We start from the raw sequence: 17,069 nt of genomic DNA, 5'->3' as shown, positions 1-17,069 counted from the left end.
TTCGGCAGTCACGGCATCATCCCTTTCCTCAGCTTTTTATTCCGATGCAACAGGTAAGCGAAGAATGGCGCACCGACAAAAGCGGTCACAACGCCTAGCGGTATTTCAGTCGGTGCCAGCAAGGAGCGAGCTATGGTGTCTGCCCATACCATAAAAATCGCACCACCAATCGCAGACAAAGGTACCAGCAATCGATAATCCGGCCCCACCAGCAATCGCAAAATATGCGGAATAACCAAGCCCACAAAACCGATGACTCCTGAAACAGAAACAGCTCCTGCCGTTAGCAATGTACCTACAGCGAGCACAGATAACTTGAGCCTGTCCACACCAACACCAATATGCGCTGCCTGACGTTCACCCAGTGCCAAGACATTCAGCGAACGTGCCCGGCTCCATAGAAAAATTAATCCAAGCAGAAAATACGGGAAAAGGATGGTCGTATACGACCACCCGCGCAGTGCCAGACTTCCCATCGTCCAGTATATAATTTCATTGATTGTCTGCTTCGACATGGTCGATAGGAAGGAAACGACCGCCCCCAAGAAACTTTGCATGACCACACCTGCCAGAATCAGGCTGTGTGTTGGTATTTTCCGCCCTTCACGAGCCAGCGACAACACAAACCATAACGTGACTACACCGGTCAAAAAAGCAACCAGCGGCAGTGTCCAAATACCAATTATAGCGTACTGTAAACCAAAGAATATCAGGAATGCCGCCCCCACCGAAGCACCAGAGGAAACCCCCAGTGTGAATGGATCAGCCAGAGGATTGCGTAGCACACCTTGAAAGCCCGCCCCTGCAATTGCTAGTGAAGCACCTACGAGCATCGCAAGTAAGACACGCGGGAAGCGCACTTTCCAGATAATCTGTTCGGCAGCCTTGCTCCAATCGGGTGTAATCCAGTCACCCACCCATGGCATGTTGTGAACGAGAATACCAGCGATGTCCCGGATGGGCAGCGCCACTGAACCAATGCCCGTACAGATGAGCACGGTAAGCACCAGCAGCACCACACCCATCGTTCCGAACAGGATCAGCTTTCTGCTCATTTGAACAGGTCAGGATAGATCGCTTTGGCAACATCTTTCAACCCTTGAGTTATACGTGGGCCCGGACGGCTGAGCAAGTTGGCATCCAGTCCAATCACAGCATTGTTTTTCATCGCCGTAATTTGATCCCAGCCGCTACGTGCTTTGATAATCTGATCCAGCGTTTTGGAATTTTCGTCAACAACATCATTTGTATACAGAATAACGTCCGGGTTGGAGGCAATCACATTTTCCTCGTTAATCTCATACCAACCTTCTTTATCAGCAGCAATATTCATTCCTCCAGCTACGGTGATCAGTTCATCCATGAACTCACCTTTACCAACCGTCCAGCCTGGGGAGAACTCGATGTATACTTTTTTCTTATCTTCTGGTTTTACGGCTTTGACCGCTTCGGTTACATCTGTTACATCCTGCTTCATCTGTGTAATCAGCTTCTGTGCCTGCTCTTGATGATCGGTAATTTTACCGAATGTTTCGATATTGTTTATCACATCGTCAATGGATTTAGGATCGGTTTTGAAAATGGTGATGCCCAGATCACGCAGCTTTTTCACTGCATCCTCACTCAATGAAATGCCTCCGAATACGATATCCGCATCTGCTGCAATAACGGATTCTTCATTCGGCTTGTTAATACCGCCCATTTTTGCTTTTGTTTTTGCCGCTTCCGGATAATCATCATAATCGGAAACACCAATAATTTCATTGTCCAACCCAAGGGCAAACAGAGACTCTGTTTCAGCCGGAGATACGGATACGATTTTGGTTGGTGCTTTTTCAAAAGTGAAAGACTCACCCGTTGCATCCGTAACGGTCAGTGGATATTGGGTTTTAAGATCCTTTTGTGTTTGCTCTTGAGACTGCTCCTGTGCAGGTTGCTGTGAGCTGCCCGCTCCTTCTTTTGTTGCGGTATTACCGCATCCAGCCAGCGCCAGTGCCAACATTGCTGCGCTCAACAGGGATGTGAGTGCTTTCCAGTTCTTAATCATTGATTTAAACTCCCCTTCTCTATCTGTACTATTGTTGTTGCTTTTGTTATATACACGATGCCACTCCGATTGCAGTACCATTTTCCGATCGCTGTTACCCCCAGATTTTTTTTAATTCCCTTATTCAAAAGGAAAAATTCGGTGATAAGCGTATGCTTTCGATGTAGCTTTCTTGTAGAAAGCTTTCAGGCGAGCACTTCGTTTCTCCGAATTGGTTCTGCACTCTCCGTTATACGTGTATAAAATGACTCCACCACATCGTGTACAACAAAAAAATCCCTGATCCTTAAACAAGGATGAGGGATGACGTCTCGCATACGGCACTCCGGATACATGTTCAGCAGATAACTGTCCATGCGCACAGAATGGCCCGAAACGTTGTCCTTTCCTCGAAGGAACACCGGCTTGTACGTCCAGGGCTGGTAATCTGACTTACAGGATGGCTCCTGTTTCACAGTGGCGGGACCGTGCCGGATTTGCACCAGCTTCCCCATTTTACCCTTGTGCGCACCATAACTTGTCCTTGTTCACCTTGAACATTGGCTTTGCACGAGGGACCCTTGGTCGTTAAAGATGGTTAATTCAGATCAAACATTTTCGCAGTGCTCTTCGCACGAATCACGTCAGTTCAGGCCTCTCAGCACATCACACTAAATATGTCCGTCCGAGTCACACTTCTGTTGTGATTATAGGGTATATTGCACCACCTTACAACCCGATGTACGGAAAATTCACTCGTCTGCCAAGCCAGTGATCCCCTTGCTTTTCAAGATCAACCTGAATAGCCTGTCCAGGGATGACATGTGTATCCCAAAACCCCACGCCGTTGATGAGCCGGGACATCATATAACGGATCACACCGCCATGTGTCACAATAAGTGTCTTGTGTGAATGTTTATGTGAATGCTCCGACCAGATATGTTCGTGCAGAAAAGAATCCACTCGTTCCGCGAAAGTCCGCCACGCTTCTCCTTCAGGGGGGAATACCTTGCGGGGATCATCAATCCAGCTCCGGTACAAGAGATTATCCTTCAATTGCTCATAATTCAGGCCTTCCCATTGTCCAAAATGATTCTCGCGCAGGCGCGAATCAAACGTCGCTTGCTCAATCATCTGCGGTGCAATGTGTGCCAGCGTCTGACGGCAACGAAGCAGATCACTGCAATACACCGCATCCCATGTGAGATTGCGGCACTGCTCGCTCAGCAGAGCCAGCTCTTCTTGCGCGTCAGGCAACAGGCCAATGTCGGTATGGCCCAAATATTTTTTTTCCACATTCCACTGGGTTGTTCCATGACGGATCAGTACGATGCTCCGCTTCGACGAAAACTGTTTTGATCCAAGCTGTTCTAATTCTTTAATTACCACAACAACGCACCTCCTGCTAACCACACACCCCAGGTTGCCAAGAAACAAAGGCTCACAAAAGCTCCCGCTGACCAAAACATCAGTCGTGTCGTTCGCACGATATCTTCCGACTCCATCGGCCGCGCAGCTTCGCCCATATAAGCTCGAAATGAAGCAACGCCGTGATACACGTTATGCCCGCCCAGCCGAATGCCTAGCGCTCCAGCCACTGCCGACTCGGGAAAACCGCTATTCGGGCTGGGATGCAGCCTCGCGTCCCGAGAAACCATACGCGCTGCGCCTTTGGCATCCAGTTTTAGCACCCATGCGCCTACAATTAACAGCAGAGCGGTCACGCGCGCGGGAATCCAGTTAGCCCAATCATCAAGCCGGGCGGAGGCCCAGCCGAGATGCAGATATTTATCATTTTTATATCCAACCATGGAATCCAGCGTATTGACGGCACGGTAGGCCATAGCCAGCGGAGCACCACCAATGAGCGCATAGAATAGCGGCGACACAATGGCATCCACAATGTTTTCCGCAACGGTCTCCACCGTTCCCCGAACAACCTCCGGCTCGTCCAGATGCGCCGTATCACGTCCAACAATCATGCCGAGTGAACGCCTGGCTCCAGGCCAATCCTGCTGTTTCAGGTGGCGGTACACTTCCATGCCTGCATCACGCAAACCTTTGGAAGCAATCGTTGTTGCGATCAGGATAATTTCGGCTGCAGCCGCCAAGATCGGATGAATCAGATCCAGCAGAAGGAGCAGACCCCATGTGACAGCAAAAGCCCCCCCTGCAATCAAGATCGGGAACCAGATCCCCGCTTTTTTCAGTCCCATATCTGTATGTACACGTGCACGAATAACACGCTCCAGTGCCGAGATGCCTTTCCCCATGCCGATAACGGGATGCGGAATCCAGCGCGGGTCTCCGATGCATCGGTCTAATATGTATGCAAGAATGATGATCCAAGCTCCAGACATGCCAATCCAGAACGATGATGTCCATAGATGCTCCAATTCAAATGTCATTACTGTGCCCGTTCCTTTCTTTCCATCGCAATCCGGCCTGAAGGCTTTCTGTCACCGTGTCATATACCAGTCTGCCGATAACCGCGCCCAAAGCAGTAGCCGTACCCGCATATGCGTGAATCGGCTTTGTTTCATGCTCGTCCTGACGTACAGCAAGTACAATGGCATCGGTTGTTGTACCTGTGGCAGGAAGTCCGTTCTCCATATCGGCAATACCTGCATCGGCAAGAGCAGCAGCCTTGGCCTCCACTGCCGTCTGAACCGCATTAACCATCGCCCCTGGGGTCATCTGTCCGTTGAACCACAGCATGATATTAATCGTACCGGGGATATATGAAATTCTGTTTTGTTTTTCCCCATGCACATCAAAAACAGTTCTCTCCGAACTTGCCCGTGCTGCATTGGATACGCCTGCAGTCGTACAGCACAACAGACCGAATGCTGAACTCGTATACTCCTGAATAGAGGTATGCTCCATTCTGACCGCAGTTAACAACCCTGCACACTGATCGGCTTGCTCTTGCCATTCATACAGCGCCTCTGCGATATCACGGGGTGGATCATCACATCGGTAGTGTTTGTCCACATAGATGTTAAATACACGATTTAATTCGAGCATACCACCGCCGTATACTGCGCTGGAAAGTGCGAGAGCAGGTTGTGGGCTCTGTGCTTTAACATGCCGTTCATGAGCAGAGATGTGCAGACCCGGCCAGGAAGAGGATACATAGATATTCTCGTCTCTTTTTCCATCTGTAAAATAGTCATAAAACGGGAGTGTCACAACCGCTTCCCTCCCTTTGTTTTTTCAAAATGTTGCGTATGATCCTGCTGACTCCCCTGATCGGCAGATGGCGGATTCACGTCCAGATCCCCGCTTCGTTCAAGCACACTTCTGAGTCCGTCAAGCAACCTGTCGTTGGCTTCAGCACCTTTGACCGCAAAGCGTACATGTCCTGCCTCAAGCCCCGGATACATGGCACAGCTGCGAATCAGAATGCCCCGCCGCCCCAAAGCTTCCTGCACGGAAGCCGCTGTCCAAGGTTCCGGCACACGCGCCAGAATAAAATTGGCTTCACCCGGCGTTACACTGCACCCACACGACTCCAGTGCTTGGATTAAACGTGTCCGTTCATGTGTAATTTGCGATATCGTGTCCTGCTCGAAATGTTCCCGGCTGCGCAGACAGGCTTCTCCTGCAATAAGAGCCAGTCCGTTGACGCTCCAGGTGACCTGTTTCTCCGTCATCGCCTGTATGTATCTTGCGCTGCCTATGGCGTACCCGAGTCTCAAACCCGGAATCGCATAAAACTTCGTCATCGAACGGATGATGATCACATGCGAATATTTGTTCAGATCTGGAGCAAGTGTCTGTCGCAGGGACGGTGAAATAAAGTCGATAAAAGCCTCGTCAATAACGAGCACTGTATCCGTCTCTTCGGCTTTGCGGGCGAGCCTGTGAAGCACCTCCACTGGATATTGCACACCGTTCGGGTTGTTTGGCTGTCCAAGAAAAAGCAGGTCTACCTTTTCCATCAACTGTTCGATACGTTCAGGCGCCGCTTGCCAATTCAGTTCTTCAAGGCCTTCCGTATGCAGAACCTCCGCACCAAATTGCCGTGCCAAAGCGCGATATTCCGAGAAACCCGGTTCCACCGTGCCAACCTTGCGCGGAGCAAGTGCCAGCAGAATCAATGCCATACTTTCAGCCGCACCATTCCCTACGGAAATCTGCTCTTGTTTTACTCCCAAGCGTTCGCTCAGGAGTGCTTTGAATCCCCGATGGCCCGGGTCAGGGTAACGAAGCACCGAATGCAGACCTTGCTGTAATGCTTCCAAAACCTCTTTGGGAGGACCTAATGGGTTGATATTAGCGCTAAAATCCAGAAAATCCGCTGCCCTCCCACCAAACCTCGAAGCTGCGGTCTCCACATCTCCACCATGTCCGAACACTTCGATATAACCGGTCATTCTTCCGTCATCCTCTCTGTATGTTCTTTTTATTATGGATGGCATAGGAGGGATGGGTCAATCCTGCATTCCTTCTCCATTCATCTGTTTATCATAAGTCAGTCCAATTCCATCGTGTCTACTTGTTTTCTTTGTGTCCCAACGACAATTCGTTTACAATAGAAGAGGAATTTCAGGACTTCGGTTTTCTGATTCTTTTGCACGAGTATCACTACATAAGGGGCTAAGCGCCTCTCACATACATTAATGGAGGAATGACCATGCTGTTTGTAGATAACCAGGGCATTACAGATCCTTCTGTAAACCTCGCGATTGAGGAGTACATTTTGAAACATTTGCCGATGGAGGATGACAGCTACCTGCTGTTTTACATCAACCGTCCGTCGATCATCATTGGCAAACACCAAAATACGATTGAAGAGATTAATATCGAATACGTTCAGGATAACGGTGTGCAGGTGGTGCGTCGTCTTTCCGGAGGGGGAGCAGTGTATCATGATCTGGGCAACCTGAACTTCAGTTTCATTACGGCGGATGACGGTCAATCCTTCCACAACTTCCGCAAATTCACCCAGCCTGTGGTTGAAGCGTTACAAGAACTTGGCGTTAATGCCGAATTGACCGGGCGCAATGATCTGCAAGTCGGTGAAAAGAAAATTTCGGGCAACGCACAATTCGCCACCCGCGGACGCATGTTCAGCCACGGTACCTTGATGTTTGATCTGAATCTGGAGCATGTTCAGGCTTCTCTGAACGTCAATCCCGAGAAATTCAAATCCAAGAGCACCAAGTCGGTACGCAGCCGCGTTGCCAACATTCGTGATCTGATTGACACCAACCTGACGATTGAAGAGTTCCGTGATGAGTTGCTTCGTCACATTTTCCGCATGGAGCCGCAGGACGTTCCTCAGTACAAGCTGACTGAGAAGGACTGGGACAAAATCAAGGAAATCTCGGCCGAGCGTTATAACAACTGGGACTGGAACTACGGCTTGTCACCGGAAAGCAATGTAAAGCATACCCGCAAATTCCCGGTAGGCATCATCGATCTGCGCATGAACATCAAGGATGGACGCATCGAAGATATCAAAATCTTCGGCGATTTCTTCGGTGTTGGCGATGTAGCGGATATCGAGAACATGTTGCGCGGCAAGCGTTATGACGAGACTGAGGTTCGCTCCGCACTGGAAGGTCTGGATGTGAAGCATTACTTCGGCAACCTGGAGCTGGAAGACTTTATCGGTCTTGTTTTCCTGGAAGAGTAATAAAGCAAATACGACATTTAGATGGGTATAGATTGTTTGAACGAAATAGAATCACAGCAACGGAGAGGACAGAAAAAACCTGGAAAAGCGAAGCGTTCACCTAAAAGCTTTCTGCAAGAAAGCTACATCGGAAGCATATGCTTATCACCGGATTTTCTCTTTATGAAATATAAAGATCAAAAAAATCTGGGGATAACAGTGATTGAAAGGTTATTCTGTCATCGTAGTTTTTGCGTGAGACTGTTTCGTTCAATGAACATAGAAGCAGATAAAAAAGGAGAGAAACATCGCATGACTTACAAACTGATTGCCATCGACATCGATGACACCCTGATTAACGACAACAAGGAAGTTACACCCGCTACGCAAACGGCTTTGGAACAAGCGGTAGCACACGGCGTAGTTGTAACCCTCGCTACAGGACGTGCTTACGCTTCCGCACAGGCACTTGCTCGCCAAACCAAGCTGAACGTGCCGATCATCACATATCAAGGTGCATTGGTAAAGAACTTGCTGGATGAAAAGGTGCTCTATGAGCGCTATGTACCGCAAGAAGCTTCCCGCAAACTATTTGACTACTGTCTGGAGAAAAATCTGCACCTGCAAACATACATTGACGACAAGCTGTACGCTCGTGAGGAAAACCAGAAACTGCTCGATTATGCCAAGTTAAACGGCACACAATATTACATCGAGTCTGACTTCATCAAAGTCATTGAACAACCAACGCCAAAACTGCTCATCATCGACGAGCCTGACTATCTGGATCAAGTAGCTGTAGAGCTGCGTGAGTTGCTCGGACCTGAAGTGCATATTACCAAATCCAAGCCTTATTTCCTCGAAATCATGCATAAAGAAGGTACGAAAGGTCATGCTCTGACGTTCCTGGCTGACCACTTTGGTCACCAACTCAGCGAGTGTATCGCCATTGGCGACTCCTGGAACGATCACGAGATGCTGGAAGTCGCTGGTCTGGGTGTAGCCATGGGCAATGCCATCCCTGCGCTGAAAGAATTAGCGGACTATATTACAGCGAGCAACAACGAAGACGGCGTAAAAGAGGTTATCGAGAAATTTGTACTGAACACAAAGTAAACATAAGACGTTAACAAAAAAAACAGTCCGGATAACACAAAAATGTGTGGTTCCAGACTGTTTTTTATTATTTTTGTTTTGAGAGCAATATGGCAGTGAGTAAAGATAATTGAAGTGATATCGTAATCGCTATTGATAAAATGACACGATTTGTATCTGGAACTGCGACCAAAAACAAAACGACAAAAAATACAATGAGAGAAATAATAATACTAGCTATGAAATTTAACATTGTGTTTTTCATGTTATCCCTCTTATTCGCTCATGGCATGTTGAAAAGTTTCCAGCAGCTTCTCGATCTGTTCATCATGTTCCAGCTGAAATGATGGAATGAGCTCATCTATCCTCTGCTGGAACAGCTCGGGATCTTGTACACCAAGCTCTGCTCTTAACGCCATTTCTTCCTCGGAACCATTGTCATTCAGGATCATCTTCAGTACGCCACCATTGAAATATTCACCCGGAGGAAGAATCAAAGCATTCATCAGAAACTGTATGAAAAAAAGATGAGTATCTTTTTCATACATCGCCTTTTTCATCGCCTGCTTCGTAAACAAATTGATATATTTCTGAGCAAAAGTAACCCCTCGTGGTTGAGATGACCCAACATGTTCAACACCTCTCCAACGCAAGTCAGCTACAGAACTAAGCCACCATGCCGGTTCAATGGCTTGCTGCATCCGACGCAGCACTTTGAGCTCAAACTTCGACTCAGGATGTACTCGCTGCAGCTCCAAACATTTTCTTACCGTATCGGCTTCAATGGCAGCAACCGTCATTCCTTGTCCATGAATCGGATCAAAGCTGCAAAATGCATCGCCAAGGACGAGTAATCCGGAAGGCCAGTCCTCCATGCGTTCATAATGTTGACGGATAGACTCGGAAATGCGGTATCCCCTCGGTCCCTGGAAAGGTTCCAGCCGTTCCGCCAACTCCATGATTTCATTTGAAGCAAACAGATGCTTCATTTGTTCCTGAAACTCATCGGGATGGGTCGAAGGATATGCATCTCCTCCTGCATTGAAAAGCAGCATTCCAGCGATATCATTTTCAATGCGCCACAACATACCTGCACGAATACCTTGCTCGGGATCTGATTCTGTCAATATCGTTTTCCATTCGTTTTGAATAAGAGATGGTATCTTATAATACCGGGTACTGTAGCCAAGAGATACCTTCAACACCTCGGGCTCCGGTACAGATAATCCGATCTGATCAAGCCATTTAATCAATTTGGAGGAACGCCCTGAGGCATCAATCACCATATCAGCCCGTCTTTCTTTCCGACTCTCCGAGCGTCTTTCCTTTGTATAAACGCCTATAATGGAACTCTGATCTTCCGAAACCATCAGCCCGGTAACTTCCGTATTCGTTAAAAAGCGGATATGACTTATATTCTGCACTCGCTTCCGCAGTACCCATTCCAGCAAGGGTCTGCTGCTTGATGCAATTTCGATGAAAGAAGCATTCACTTTATGATTAAATTTACCGTATTTATTTGCATTCACAATCTCTTCTTCATGTGAAGGAATGGCGCCAAGTGCAATCAATTCATCATTGTACCCGGGAAAGTAATGCTCCAGAATGAGTCCGCCGCGCGGTAATACCCGATGTGGATGAAAAGATTGAGGGACTCCCTGCCGGTTCGACGGCTCAGAAGGCAATTCATCTCGCTCGATAATACATACCTCATCATAATAATCAGATAACATTCTTGCAGTGATTAACCCCGCAATCCCTGCTCCGATCACCACAGCTCTTTTCATATCAGACATCTCTCTTCCATCCTTTCTATGACGTTAGATTTTATCTACACTTCTAGAGTAATCAAAATATTTCTTATAATACTAATATATAGTTAAAATATCTTATTTAGTAATAATCAATTTAAGAATAATATATAGTTAAACTACAATAAGGAAATGGTGTAGATGAAAATAATTGGAAAAAGAACGGATTTGAGAGTTGCTCGAACTCAAAAACTGTTGACGATGGCCCTTTTGACTCTGTTATGTGAGCAAGGCCAGCTATTCAGTAACATTACGGTTAACGAAATATGCGATAAAGCCATGGTGCACCGAACAACGTTCTATAAACATTTTGAGATAAATTCGCGCTGTTGTCCTCTACCCTGACTTCGCTCCTTCAGGATTATTTACAAATGAACGTGGAAGACAGACTGCGACAGCCTATGCAAAGTATCGCTACAATTTTGTCAGGCAATGTACTGGAGAGAATGGTCCAAAATCAAAAGAAGGATGAGGGATTCAAACATTTTTTCAGAAAATACATCGAAGAAATATTCAAGCAGGATTTTATGGAATTAAAAAATAGAGGTAAACAATTCTCACTTCCCGTAGAACTTGCAGTCGAGTTTCACTCAGGGGTTATTAGTTTACTTGTGAATTGGTGGATACATCATTTTGAAGAAAATATTACAGCTGAACAGATGGATGAGTATTACTATCTATTGGTTAACGAGAAAATCTTGTTGAAATAACAAATAGCTCAATCTGAAATTAACTACTGATTTCCAGATTGAGCTGTTAAAAAGACACTAGAATAGGTGGAATGAAGAAATCACTTTACTAAACAGATTCAGAAGTTCGAACGTTCGCCCTCACACGCTTTCCTTTCTTTAACCAGTTGTTTACCTTCTCATTCATTGTTAACAGCCCCGAGATAACCAAAACGACACCGACCCACGTCACCCAACTGACATGTTCTCCGTACACGATCGCACCGAGCCCAACGGCAATTGGTGGCGATATGTATAACCAGGTTGCTGGGAACAGCGGATTAGTGCGTGACATAATCCAATAGAACAGACTGTGCCCGACCATTGAACCGATGACCGTCAGATAGATTACGGACGACACTGCCGGCAGTACATCCAGTGCCGACATATTCCAGGATTCCGTCAGTGCAGAGAGGATAAATAACAACACACCGCCATACATCATCTGCACCGCATTAATGGCAACAGGATTCATGTCACTGAATTGATGAATGACTTTTTTGGAATATAACGTACCTGCGGAATAACAGACTTCCCCCACCAGCACCGCGATGCATCCCCACAAAAATAAAGAGCCTGCACCAAGCGATACGCCTGGCAAAACGACTAGTACAACACCTGTAAACCCGATCAAGCAACCAATTAGCATGCGGGCAGAGGTTTTCTGCCGTAACAATGCCGTTTGCATAAGCATAATCATCAGCGGCCCTGTTGCCGATAGAATAGCGCCAACACCGGAACTGACATGCTGCTCTGCCCAATATAACGTGGCAAAGGTCGCAAATGTTAGACCTGCACCTGTAATCAGCATTTCTTTGCGGAATAACAGGGACAAACTCACTTTCCCCTTCATCCACATCCAAGTAAACATTAAAGCTCCCGCAATCACAAACCGCAGTCCAGCAGATAGAAAAGGCGGCATGCCTGCCTCCACTCCAATTTTAATCGCCAGAAACGTTGTTCCAAAAACGAGACACATTACGGTAAATGCAATCCCTACCATGTTAACCACTCCTTTATCTGTTCTCCATCATAGCTCATGGTCTACAGAACAGAATGAACAAAATAGAACAGTTATCTCTCATTAACTGTTACAATGGAGATCAAAAGGAGCGTGGGTCGGGTGAGCAAAACGGTAATGATGGCAGACAACAGCATGAAACGGTACGAGCAAGTTATCCACTATCTCATGGTACGGATTGAGGCAGGGGAGTGGGTTGAACAGGAAAAACTGCCTTCGGTACGAAGCTTATCCGAACTGCTCGGCGTACACCGGCTAACGGTTTTCAAAGCGTATCAGGAGTTAAAACAGCGTGGGATCGTCTATGTTAGAGACAAATCTGGTTATTACGTCAGTCCAGCCAAACCACTAGCCGATACAGATCAGGGAGATGATCCCTCCGTGTCTGCCTGGCTCCATTGGGACACACTTGACCGGGTCCAATCACTGGAAGCGGAATATCAGTTTTCCAAATCATTAATCGATCCTGCACTATTGCCCAACCGATATTGGGGCGAGTTAATGCGCGATCTGTTAGATCAATATCCTCGTCTACTCGGTACGTATTCAACGATCCAAGGCGATTTAGAGCTTCGTACCAGTCTGGCCACCCATTTGACGGCCAAAGAACGCTTCTACCTGTCCTCTGACGAAGTGCTGATTACATCCGGTGCTCAACAGGCGATTGATGTCATCTCCCGTGCACTGGTCAAGCCTGGAGATCGGGTACTGATTGAGCGACCAACTTACGGCCCTGCCATGGAAATTTTCCGCAAACAGGGTGCACGGCTTGTTTTTACCGACATCCATCCCGAAGGGTATGATCTGGAGCAGATTGAACATCTGATGAAAACAGAAAAACCACGCCTCTTCTATATGACACCGACGTTCCAAAACCCGACAGGCATCAGCATCTCTGTAGAGCAACGCAAACAGCTGCCTGAGCTGGCTGAACAATATGGCTGTTTCCTGGTGGAGGATGACAGCACATATGATATTTATTTTAAAGAGAAGCCACCTGCGCCGATCTTCACTTATGATACTTCCGGACATACATTGTACATACGCAGCTACAGCAAATATGTTGTTCCGGGTCTGCGTATCGCAGCCATCATGTGCCGTTCACATCTCATGGCAGGACTCCAGGCGATCAAAGCCCTGACAGATAACGGATCACCGCTCCTGAATCAGAAGCTGTTTCTTCGTTATTTCCAGTCGGATCGTATGCATCAGCATCTGTCCAAACTGCGAACTGCGCTTCAACTTCGAATGGAGGTCATGGAGCAGTGTCTGCTGGATACGGACTGGGCATGGACACGTCCTGAAGGGGGGCTGAATATCTGGGCAGTGCTCCCAGAGGGTATCGATACAGGCAGGTTATTGCACCAAAGTATGGAGCACTCCATTGCTTTTGTACCTGGAACCGTATTTGATCCCTCCCCCACTTCAGGAAATCGTAAGCTTCGCCTCTCCTTCTCTTATGCCCGTGAGCAGCAAATCCGGGAAGGCATGGACAGACTGATCACCTTAGCGGCGAGAAGTTAAAAACGAAACTTCGTTTAGGATCGACATTGAGGGCCTAAGAGCAACAGAGATACGAAGGAGTACCGGAATCCAGGCCGGATAAGGAAGTTTGAGGAGTGAATTAAACCTTGGCAAGTCTTAAAAGAGTGCAGGATTCTGAATGTACCCACAGACAGTCGGTCAACGAAAGCTCAGAGATTCAACGAAAACGGGGAAAGGTGTCCAAGGCTTAGGTCAGACAACTTTTTGTCTATCGTCAAACTGGCTGTTTCCTCTGTGAGCACGTCAACGTCAACGTCCACCTCATGCCAACGCTAACGATCACCAGAAAACTTATGTGGTCTTTTTTCACGAACTAAAAAATGTAACGATCACCATGGAGCTTATTTCAATGAAAACGAGCTATTGAGGCCTGTTTTCCATCGAAATAATTAAAATAGCGTCTCCTGAGATCGTTACATTCCGAAATCACCTGAATTGTAGCAAATAGGGTCATCTGTGATCGTTAGCGCTCGACTCCCCCTGTGGCACACCTAGATTTATATAAGTCAATAGTCCATAAAGCAAATCGCTCACAGATCTTTTCTCTCAAATAACCGGATCGTGACGACATACGATACAAGAAACAGAGCCACTACGGCTACGGCAATCCCCAAGATAATTGGCGTTGTAATAAGCCCTTCTTTACCCGCAACATCAAGAATAAACGCAGTCGGTTGAGCAAGAACAATTAAACAAACGAAGAAAACCGTATTGATAATGCCTGCTCCCTTTTTACTGAGTGCATAGAAAAGTGGCATATAAATAGAGACCAGTATACATACCAACCCCATAGAAATGAGGATATCTAACAGGGAATAATGAGGTTTGTTGAGTTCAGGATAATTCAGGTTAACAATCTTGTGAATGCCGAAGGATACAAGGACTCCAAACAGGGAATAGAGAATGGAAGACAGGTACTTTGCTTGCACGATCTGTTTGCGACTGACCGGAAGTGTAACTAAAAAGTTATGATTATGGTTTTTGATGTCCACCATCGTAGCTAGCATAATCGAGCCAAAAGCCGTATAAATCCCCACGAGATACATGGACATTTCCATCTTCGGAATAAACGCCCAGCTGAAAATCACCACATACAGAGCAATAATCCACAACGAACTTCTCAGTGCAATAAAGTCTTTGCGAAGCAGATTAAGCATGTTGACGCCCCCCTTTTGCCGTGAAATAAATCAAGTCTTCCAATGCGGGCCTATGCATAAGAGCCTCACTGCCAAACATACGCTGCGCCTCCGCTTTGTTGTCCGATAACGCTTCAAAACCAATCGATGTTTCACGTATGCCAATGAATTGACGCCGGGTATCAGCATCCAGCAGATCCATATCCCCTTTCACAATGATGTAGCGCTCAAGCACGTCGTCTTTGGCTTCATTGAAAATCAGCTTGCCTTGATTAACAAAAGCGATATAGTCCGCGATCCGCTCCAGATCCGTCGTAATATGTGTCGAGAAAATGATGGATTTGGTCTCGTCCTGAATCATGCTGGCCAGTAGATCAAGCAACTCTCTCCGAAAAACTGGATCAAGACCGGATGTTGGTTCATCCATGACAAGCAGATCGGCATCATGAGACAGAGCAACGGCAAGCGAGAATTTGATCTTCATGCCCTTAGATAAATCCTGGATTTTCTTTTTCGGAGACAATTCGAATTGCTCCAAATAACTCTTGAATACGGCATGGTCCCAGCGACTGTAAAAAGGGGCAATTAAACGTGACATCTCCCTGATGGTCAAATGTTCATAATAAAAGCATTCATCGGACACAATACCGAGCCGCTGCTTGACATCCACATCACCGCTCGGATTCTCACTGCCCAGCGTTCGCACTGTCCCCTGATCAGGATGGATGAGTCCGGTAATCATTCGGATTAATGTGCTTTTTCCGGCTCCGTTTGGGCCAATGAGCCCTGTGATAAATCCCTGCTTCACATCCGTGGATATGTTATCCACCTTAAATAACGGATACCCCTTCGTAACATTCCGCAATTCTATCGCATTCATCGTGCCTATTCCTCCTCTAACAACAAAGTAAGATGTTGAATCAAATCCTGTGCGCTCATGCCCAGTTCCTTGCTCTCCTGGATAACCTCAAGCATCTTCGCTTCTAACTGCTTCATACGTCTCTCCCGGATAAAATCCTGATTTGCACCGGATACAAAACTTCCCTTGCCAACCACGGAATCAATTAACTGTTCCTTTTCCAGCTCTTCATATACACGTTTCGTTGTAATGACGCTGACTTGCAAATCCTTCGCAAGTTGACGGATAGAAGGCAGGTGGTCTCCTGCTGCCAGTTCTCCGTTCAGAATGCTCTGCCGAATCTGGGATAAAATCTGGATATATATGGGATCGCTTGATGCATTGGATATCCGTATATTCATGTTTGTTCCTTCACCTCATTGCCATTGTTTCATATAAATAACCAAGCATATTGTATATATATAATATACACACTATACCTGGTTAAGGTCAACCTTTTTTATCCATTTTCTTCTCTCCATCAGAAAAAAACAAAAAAAGAACGACAGTCCCCTGTCGTCCAAATCTTTTCATTCCTTATTGCGCTTATATTTGTTTTCTGTGCCACTCGCTTCGTCAATTTCATCTACGGTGACACTACGCACCTGTAACAACCTTATCCACCAGACCGTATTCCACTGCTTCGGCTGCGGTGAGGAAATAATCGCGGTCAGAGTCTTTTTCAATGCGCTCCAGCGGCTGGCCTGTATGGTCTGCAAGCAACTGATTCAGACGCTGGCGGTGCTGGATAATACGGTTTGCATGTATCAGCATATCAGATGCCTGCCCGCGTGTGCCTCCATGCGGCTGATGAATCATAATCTCGCTGTTCGGTAACGCCATTCGTTTCCCCTTCGTGCCGCCCACCAGCAAAATCGTACCAAAACTCGCCGCCATACCGGTACAGATCGTCGATATATCCGGCTTCACAAACTGCATCGTATCATAAATCGAGAATCCCGCTGTAACCGATCCCCCCGGACTATTAATATACATCTGAATATCCTTATCCGGGTCCTCGGCACTCAAAAACAACAATTGAGCCACGATAGCATTGGCCATCTGATCCTCAATCTCTCCCGACACCATAATGATGCGGTCTTTCAACAATCGCGAATATATATCATAACTCCGCTCGCCGCGAGCAGTTTGTTCTACAACATACGGTACTACGTTCATATATGTC

At 46.8% G+C, this 17,069-nt stretch carries 16 protein-coding genes and 1 riboswitch; of the genes, 4 read left to right on the top strand and 12 right to left on the bottom strand.

What is annotated here, in order from left to right:
* Positions 1–8: 8 nt before the first annotated feature.
* From ABIE27_RS22340 to cobD, 6 genes are all read right to left on the bottom strand, one after another.
* Positions 9–1,055 (bottom strand): FecCD family ABC transporter permease, encoded by a 1,047-nt coding sequence (locus tag ABIE27_RS22340; protein WP_123063340.1) that lies wholly within the window; start codon positions 1,053–1,055, stop codon positions 9–11.
* The gene (locus tag ABIE27_RS22335) at positions 1,052–2,047 is read right to left on the bottom strand and encodes an ABC transporter substrate-binding protein (protein WP_123063339.1); all 996 of its coding nucleotides are present in this window, start codon (positions 2,045–2,047) and stop codon (positions 1,052–1,054) included. The genes ABIE27_RS22340 and ABIE27_RS22335 overlap by 4 nt, the downstream gene beginning before the upstream one ends.
* Positions 2,048–2,447: 400 nt before the next feature.
* Positions 2,448–2,577: riboswitch (cobalamin riboswitch) on the bottom strand.
* Between the two features lie 178 nt (positions 2,578–2,755).
* Positions 2,756–3,415, bottom strand: a complete 660-nt coding sequence (locus ABIE27_RS22330) for a histidine phosphatase family protein (protein ID WP_429351491.1) — start codon at positions 3,413–3,415, stop codon at positions 2,756–2,758.
* The gene (gene cbiB / locus ABIE27_RS22325; protein ID WP_429351528.1) at positions 3,409–4,386 is read right to left on the bottom strand and encodes an adenosylcobinamide-phosphate synthase CbiB; all 978 of its coding nucleotides are present in this window, start codon (positions 4,384–4,386) and stop codon (positions 3,409–3,411) included. The genes ABIE27_RS22330 and cbiB overlap by 7 nt, the downstream gene beginning before the upstream one ends.
* A gap of 37 nt (positions 4,387–4,423) precedes the next feature.
* Complete coding sequence (locus ABIE27_RS22320; protein ID WP_123063337.1) at positions 4,424–5,218, bottom strand: adenosylcobinamide amidohydrolase; 795 nt, start codon at positions 5,216–5,218, stop codon at positions 4,424–4,426.
* Entirely contained in the window at positions 5,215–6,405 is a 1,191-nt protein-coding gene (cobD, locus tag ABIE27_RS22315; RefSeq protein WP_429351490.1) for a threonine-phosphate decarboxylase CobD, read from the bottom strand. The genes ABIE27_RS22320 and cobD overlap by 4 nt, the downstream gene beginning before the upstream one ends.
* A gap of 260 nt (positions 6,406–6,665) precedes the next feature.
* On the opposite strand from cobD, the gene ABIE27_RS22310 reads away from it, so the two are divergent.
* Positions 6,666–7,670: a lipoate--protein ligase gene (locus ABIE27_RS22310; RefSeq protein ID WP_123063335.1), complete on the top strand. Its 1,005-nt coding sequence runs from the start codon at positions 6,666–6,668 to the stop codon at positions 7,668–7,670.
* A 291-nt stretch (positions 7,671–7,961) separates the two neighbouring features.
* Positions 7,962–8,765, top strand: coding sequence for a Cof-type HAD-IIB family hydrolase (locus ABIE27_RS22305; protein WP_123063334.1), 804 nt, complete (start codon positions 7,962–7,964; stop codon positions 8,763–8,765).
* 254 nt (positions 8,766–9,019) lie between these two features.
* Here the strand turns inward: ABIE27_RS22305 and ABIE27_RS22300 are convergent, their stop codons facing one another.
* Positions 9,020–10,540, bottom strand: coding sequence for an NAD(P)/FAD-dependent oxidoreductase (locus tag ABIE27_RS22300; RefSeq protein ID WP_429351489.1), 1,521 nt, complete (start codon positions 10,538–10,540; stop codon positions 9,020–9,022).
* 386 nt (positions 10,541–10,926) lie between these two features.
* On the opposite strand from ABIE27_RS22300, the gene ABIE27_RS22295 reads away from it, so the two are divergent.
* Entirely contained in the window at positions 10,927–11,265 is a 339-nt protein-coding gene (locus tag ABIE27_RS22295; RefSeq protein ID WP_429351488.1) for a hypothetical protein, read from the top strand.
* 88 nt (positions 11,266–11,353) lie between these two features.
* Here ABIE27_RS22295 and ABIE27_RS22290 read toward each other — a convergent pair whose 3' ends face one another.
* Positions 11,354–12,286: a DMT family transporter gene (locus ABIE27_RS22290; RefSeq protein ID WP_123063331.1), complete on the bottom strand. Its 933-nt coding sequence runs from the start codon at positions 12,284–12,286 to the stop codon at positions 11,354–11,356.
* A gap of 120 nt (positions 12,287–12,406) precedes the next feature.
* On the opposite strand from ABIE27_RS22290, the gene ABIE27_RS22285 reads away from it, so the two are divergent.
* The gene (locus ABIE27_RS22285) at positions 12,407–13,828 is read left to right on the top strand and encodes a PLP-dependent aminotransferase family protein (RefSeq protein WP_429351487.1); all 1,422 of its coding nucleotides are present in this window, start codon (positions 12,407–12,409) and stop codon (positions 13,826–13,828) included.
* 551 nt (positions 13,829–14,379) lie between these two features.
* Here ABIE27_RS22285 and ABIE27_RS22280 read toward each other — a convergent pair.
* From ABIE27_RS22280 to clpP, 4 genes are all read right to left on the bottom strand, one after another.
* Positions 14,380–15,006 (bottom strand): ABC-2 transporter permease, encoded by a 627-nt coding sequence (locus ABIE27_RS22280; protein WP_123063329.1) that lies wholly within the window; start codon positions 15,004–15,006, stop codon positions 14,380–14,382.
* A complete protein-coding gene (locus ABIE27_RS22275) occupies positions 14,999–15,865 on the bottom strand; it encodes an ABC transporter ATP-binding protein (protein ID WP_429351486.1) in 867 nt (288 codons plus the stop codon). Before ABIE27_RS22275 ends, ABIE27_RS22280 begins: the two co-directional genes overlap by 8 nt.
* A 5-nt stretch (positions 15,866–15,870) precedes the next feature.
* Entirely contained in the window at positions 15,871–16,245 is a 375-nt protein-coding gene (locus tag ABIE27_RS22270; protein ID WP_123063327.1) for a GntR family transcriptional regulator, read from the bottom strand.
* A 235-nt stretch (positions 16,246–16,480) separates the two neighbouring features.
* A complete protein-coding gene (gene clpP, locus ABIE27_RS22265; RefSeq protein WP_123063326.1) occupies positions 16,481–17,062 on the bottom strand; it encodes an ATP-dependent Clp endopeptidase proteolytic subunit ClpP in 582 nt (193 codons plus the stop codon).
* Positions 17,063–17,069: the final 7 nt, after the last annotated feature.

It is taken from the genome of Paenibacillus sp. 4624 (genome assembly GCF_050435065.1).
Taxonomy (GTDB): Bacteria; Bacillota; Bacilli; order Paenibacillales; family Paenibacillaceae; genus Paenibacillus; species Paenibacillus amylolyticus_D.
This window is presented reverse-complemented; position numbering and strand designations above follow the sequence as displayed.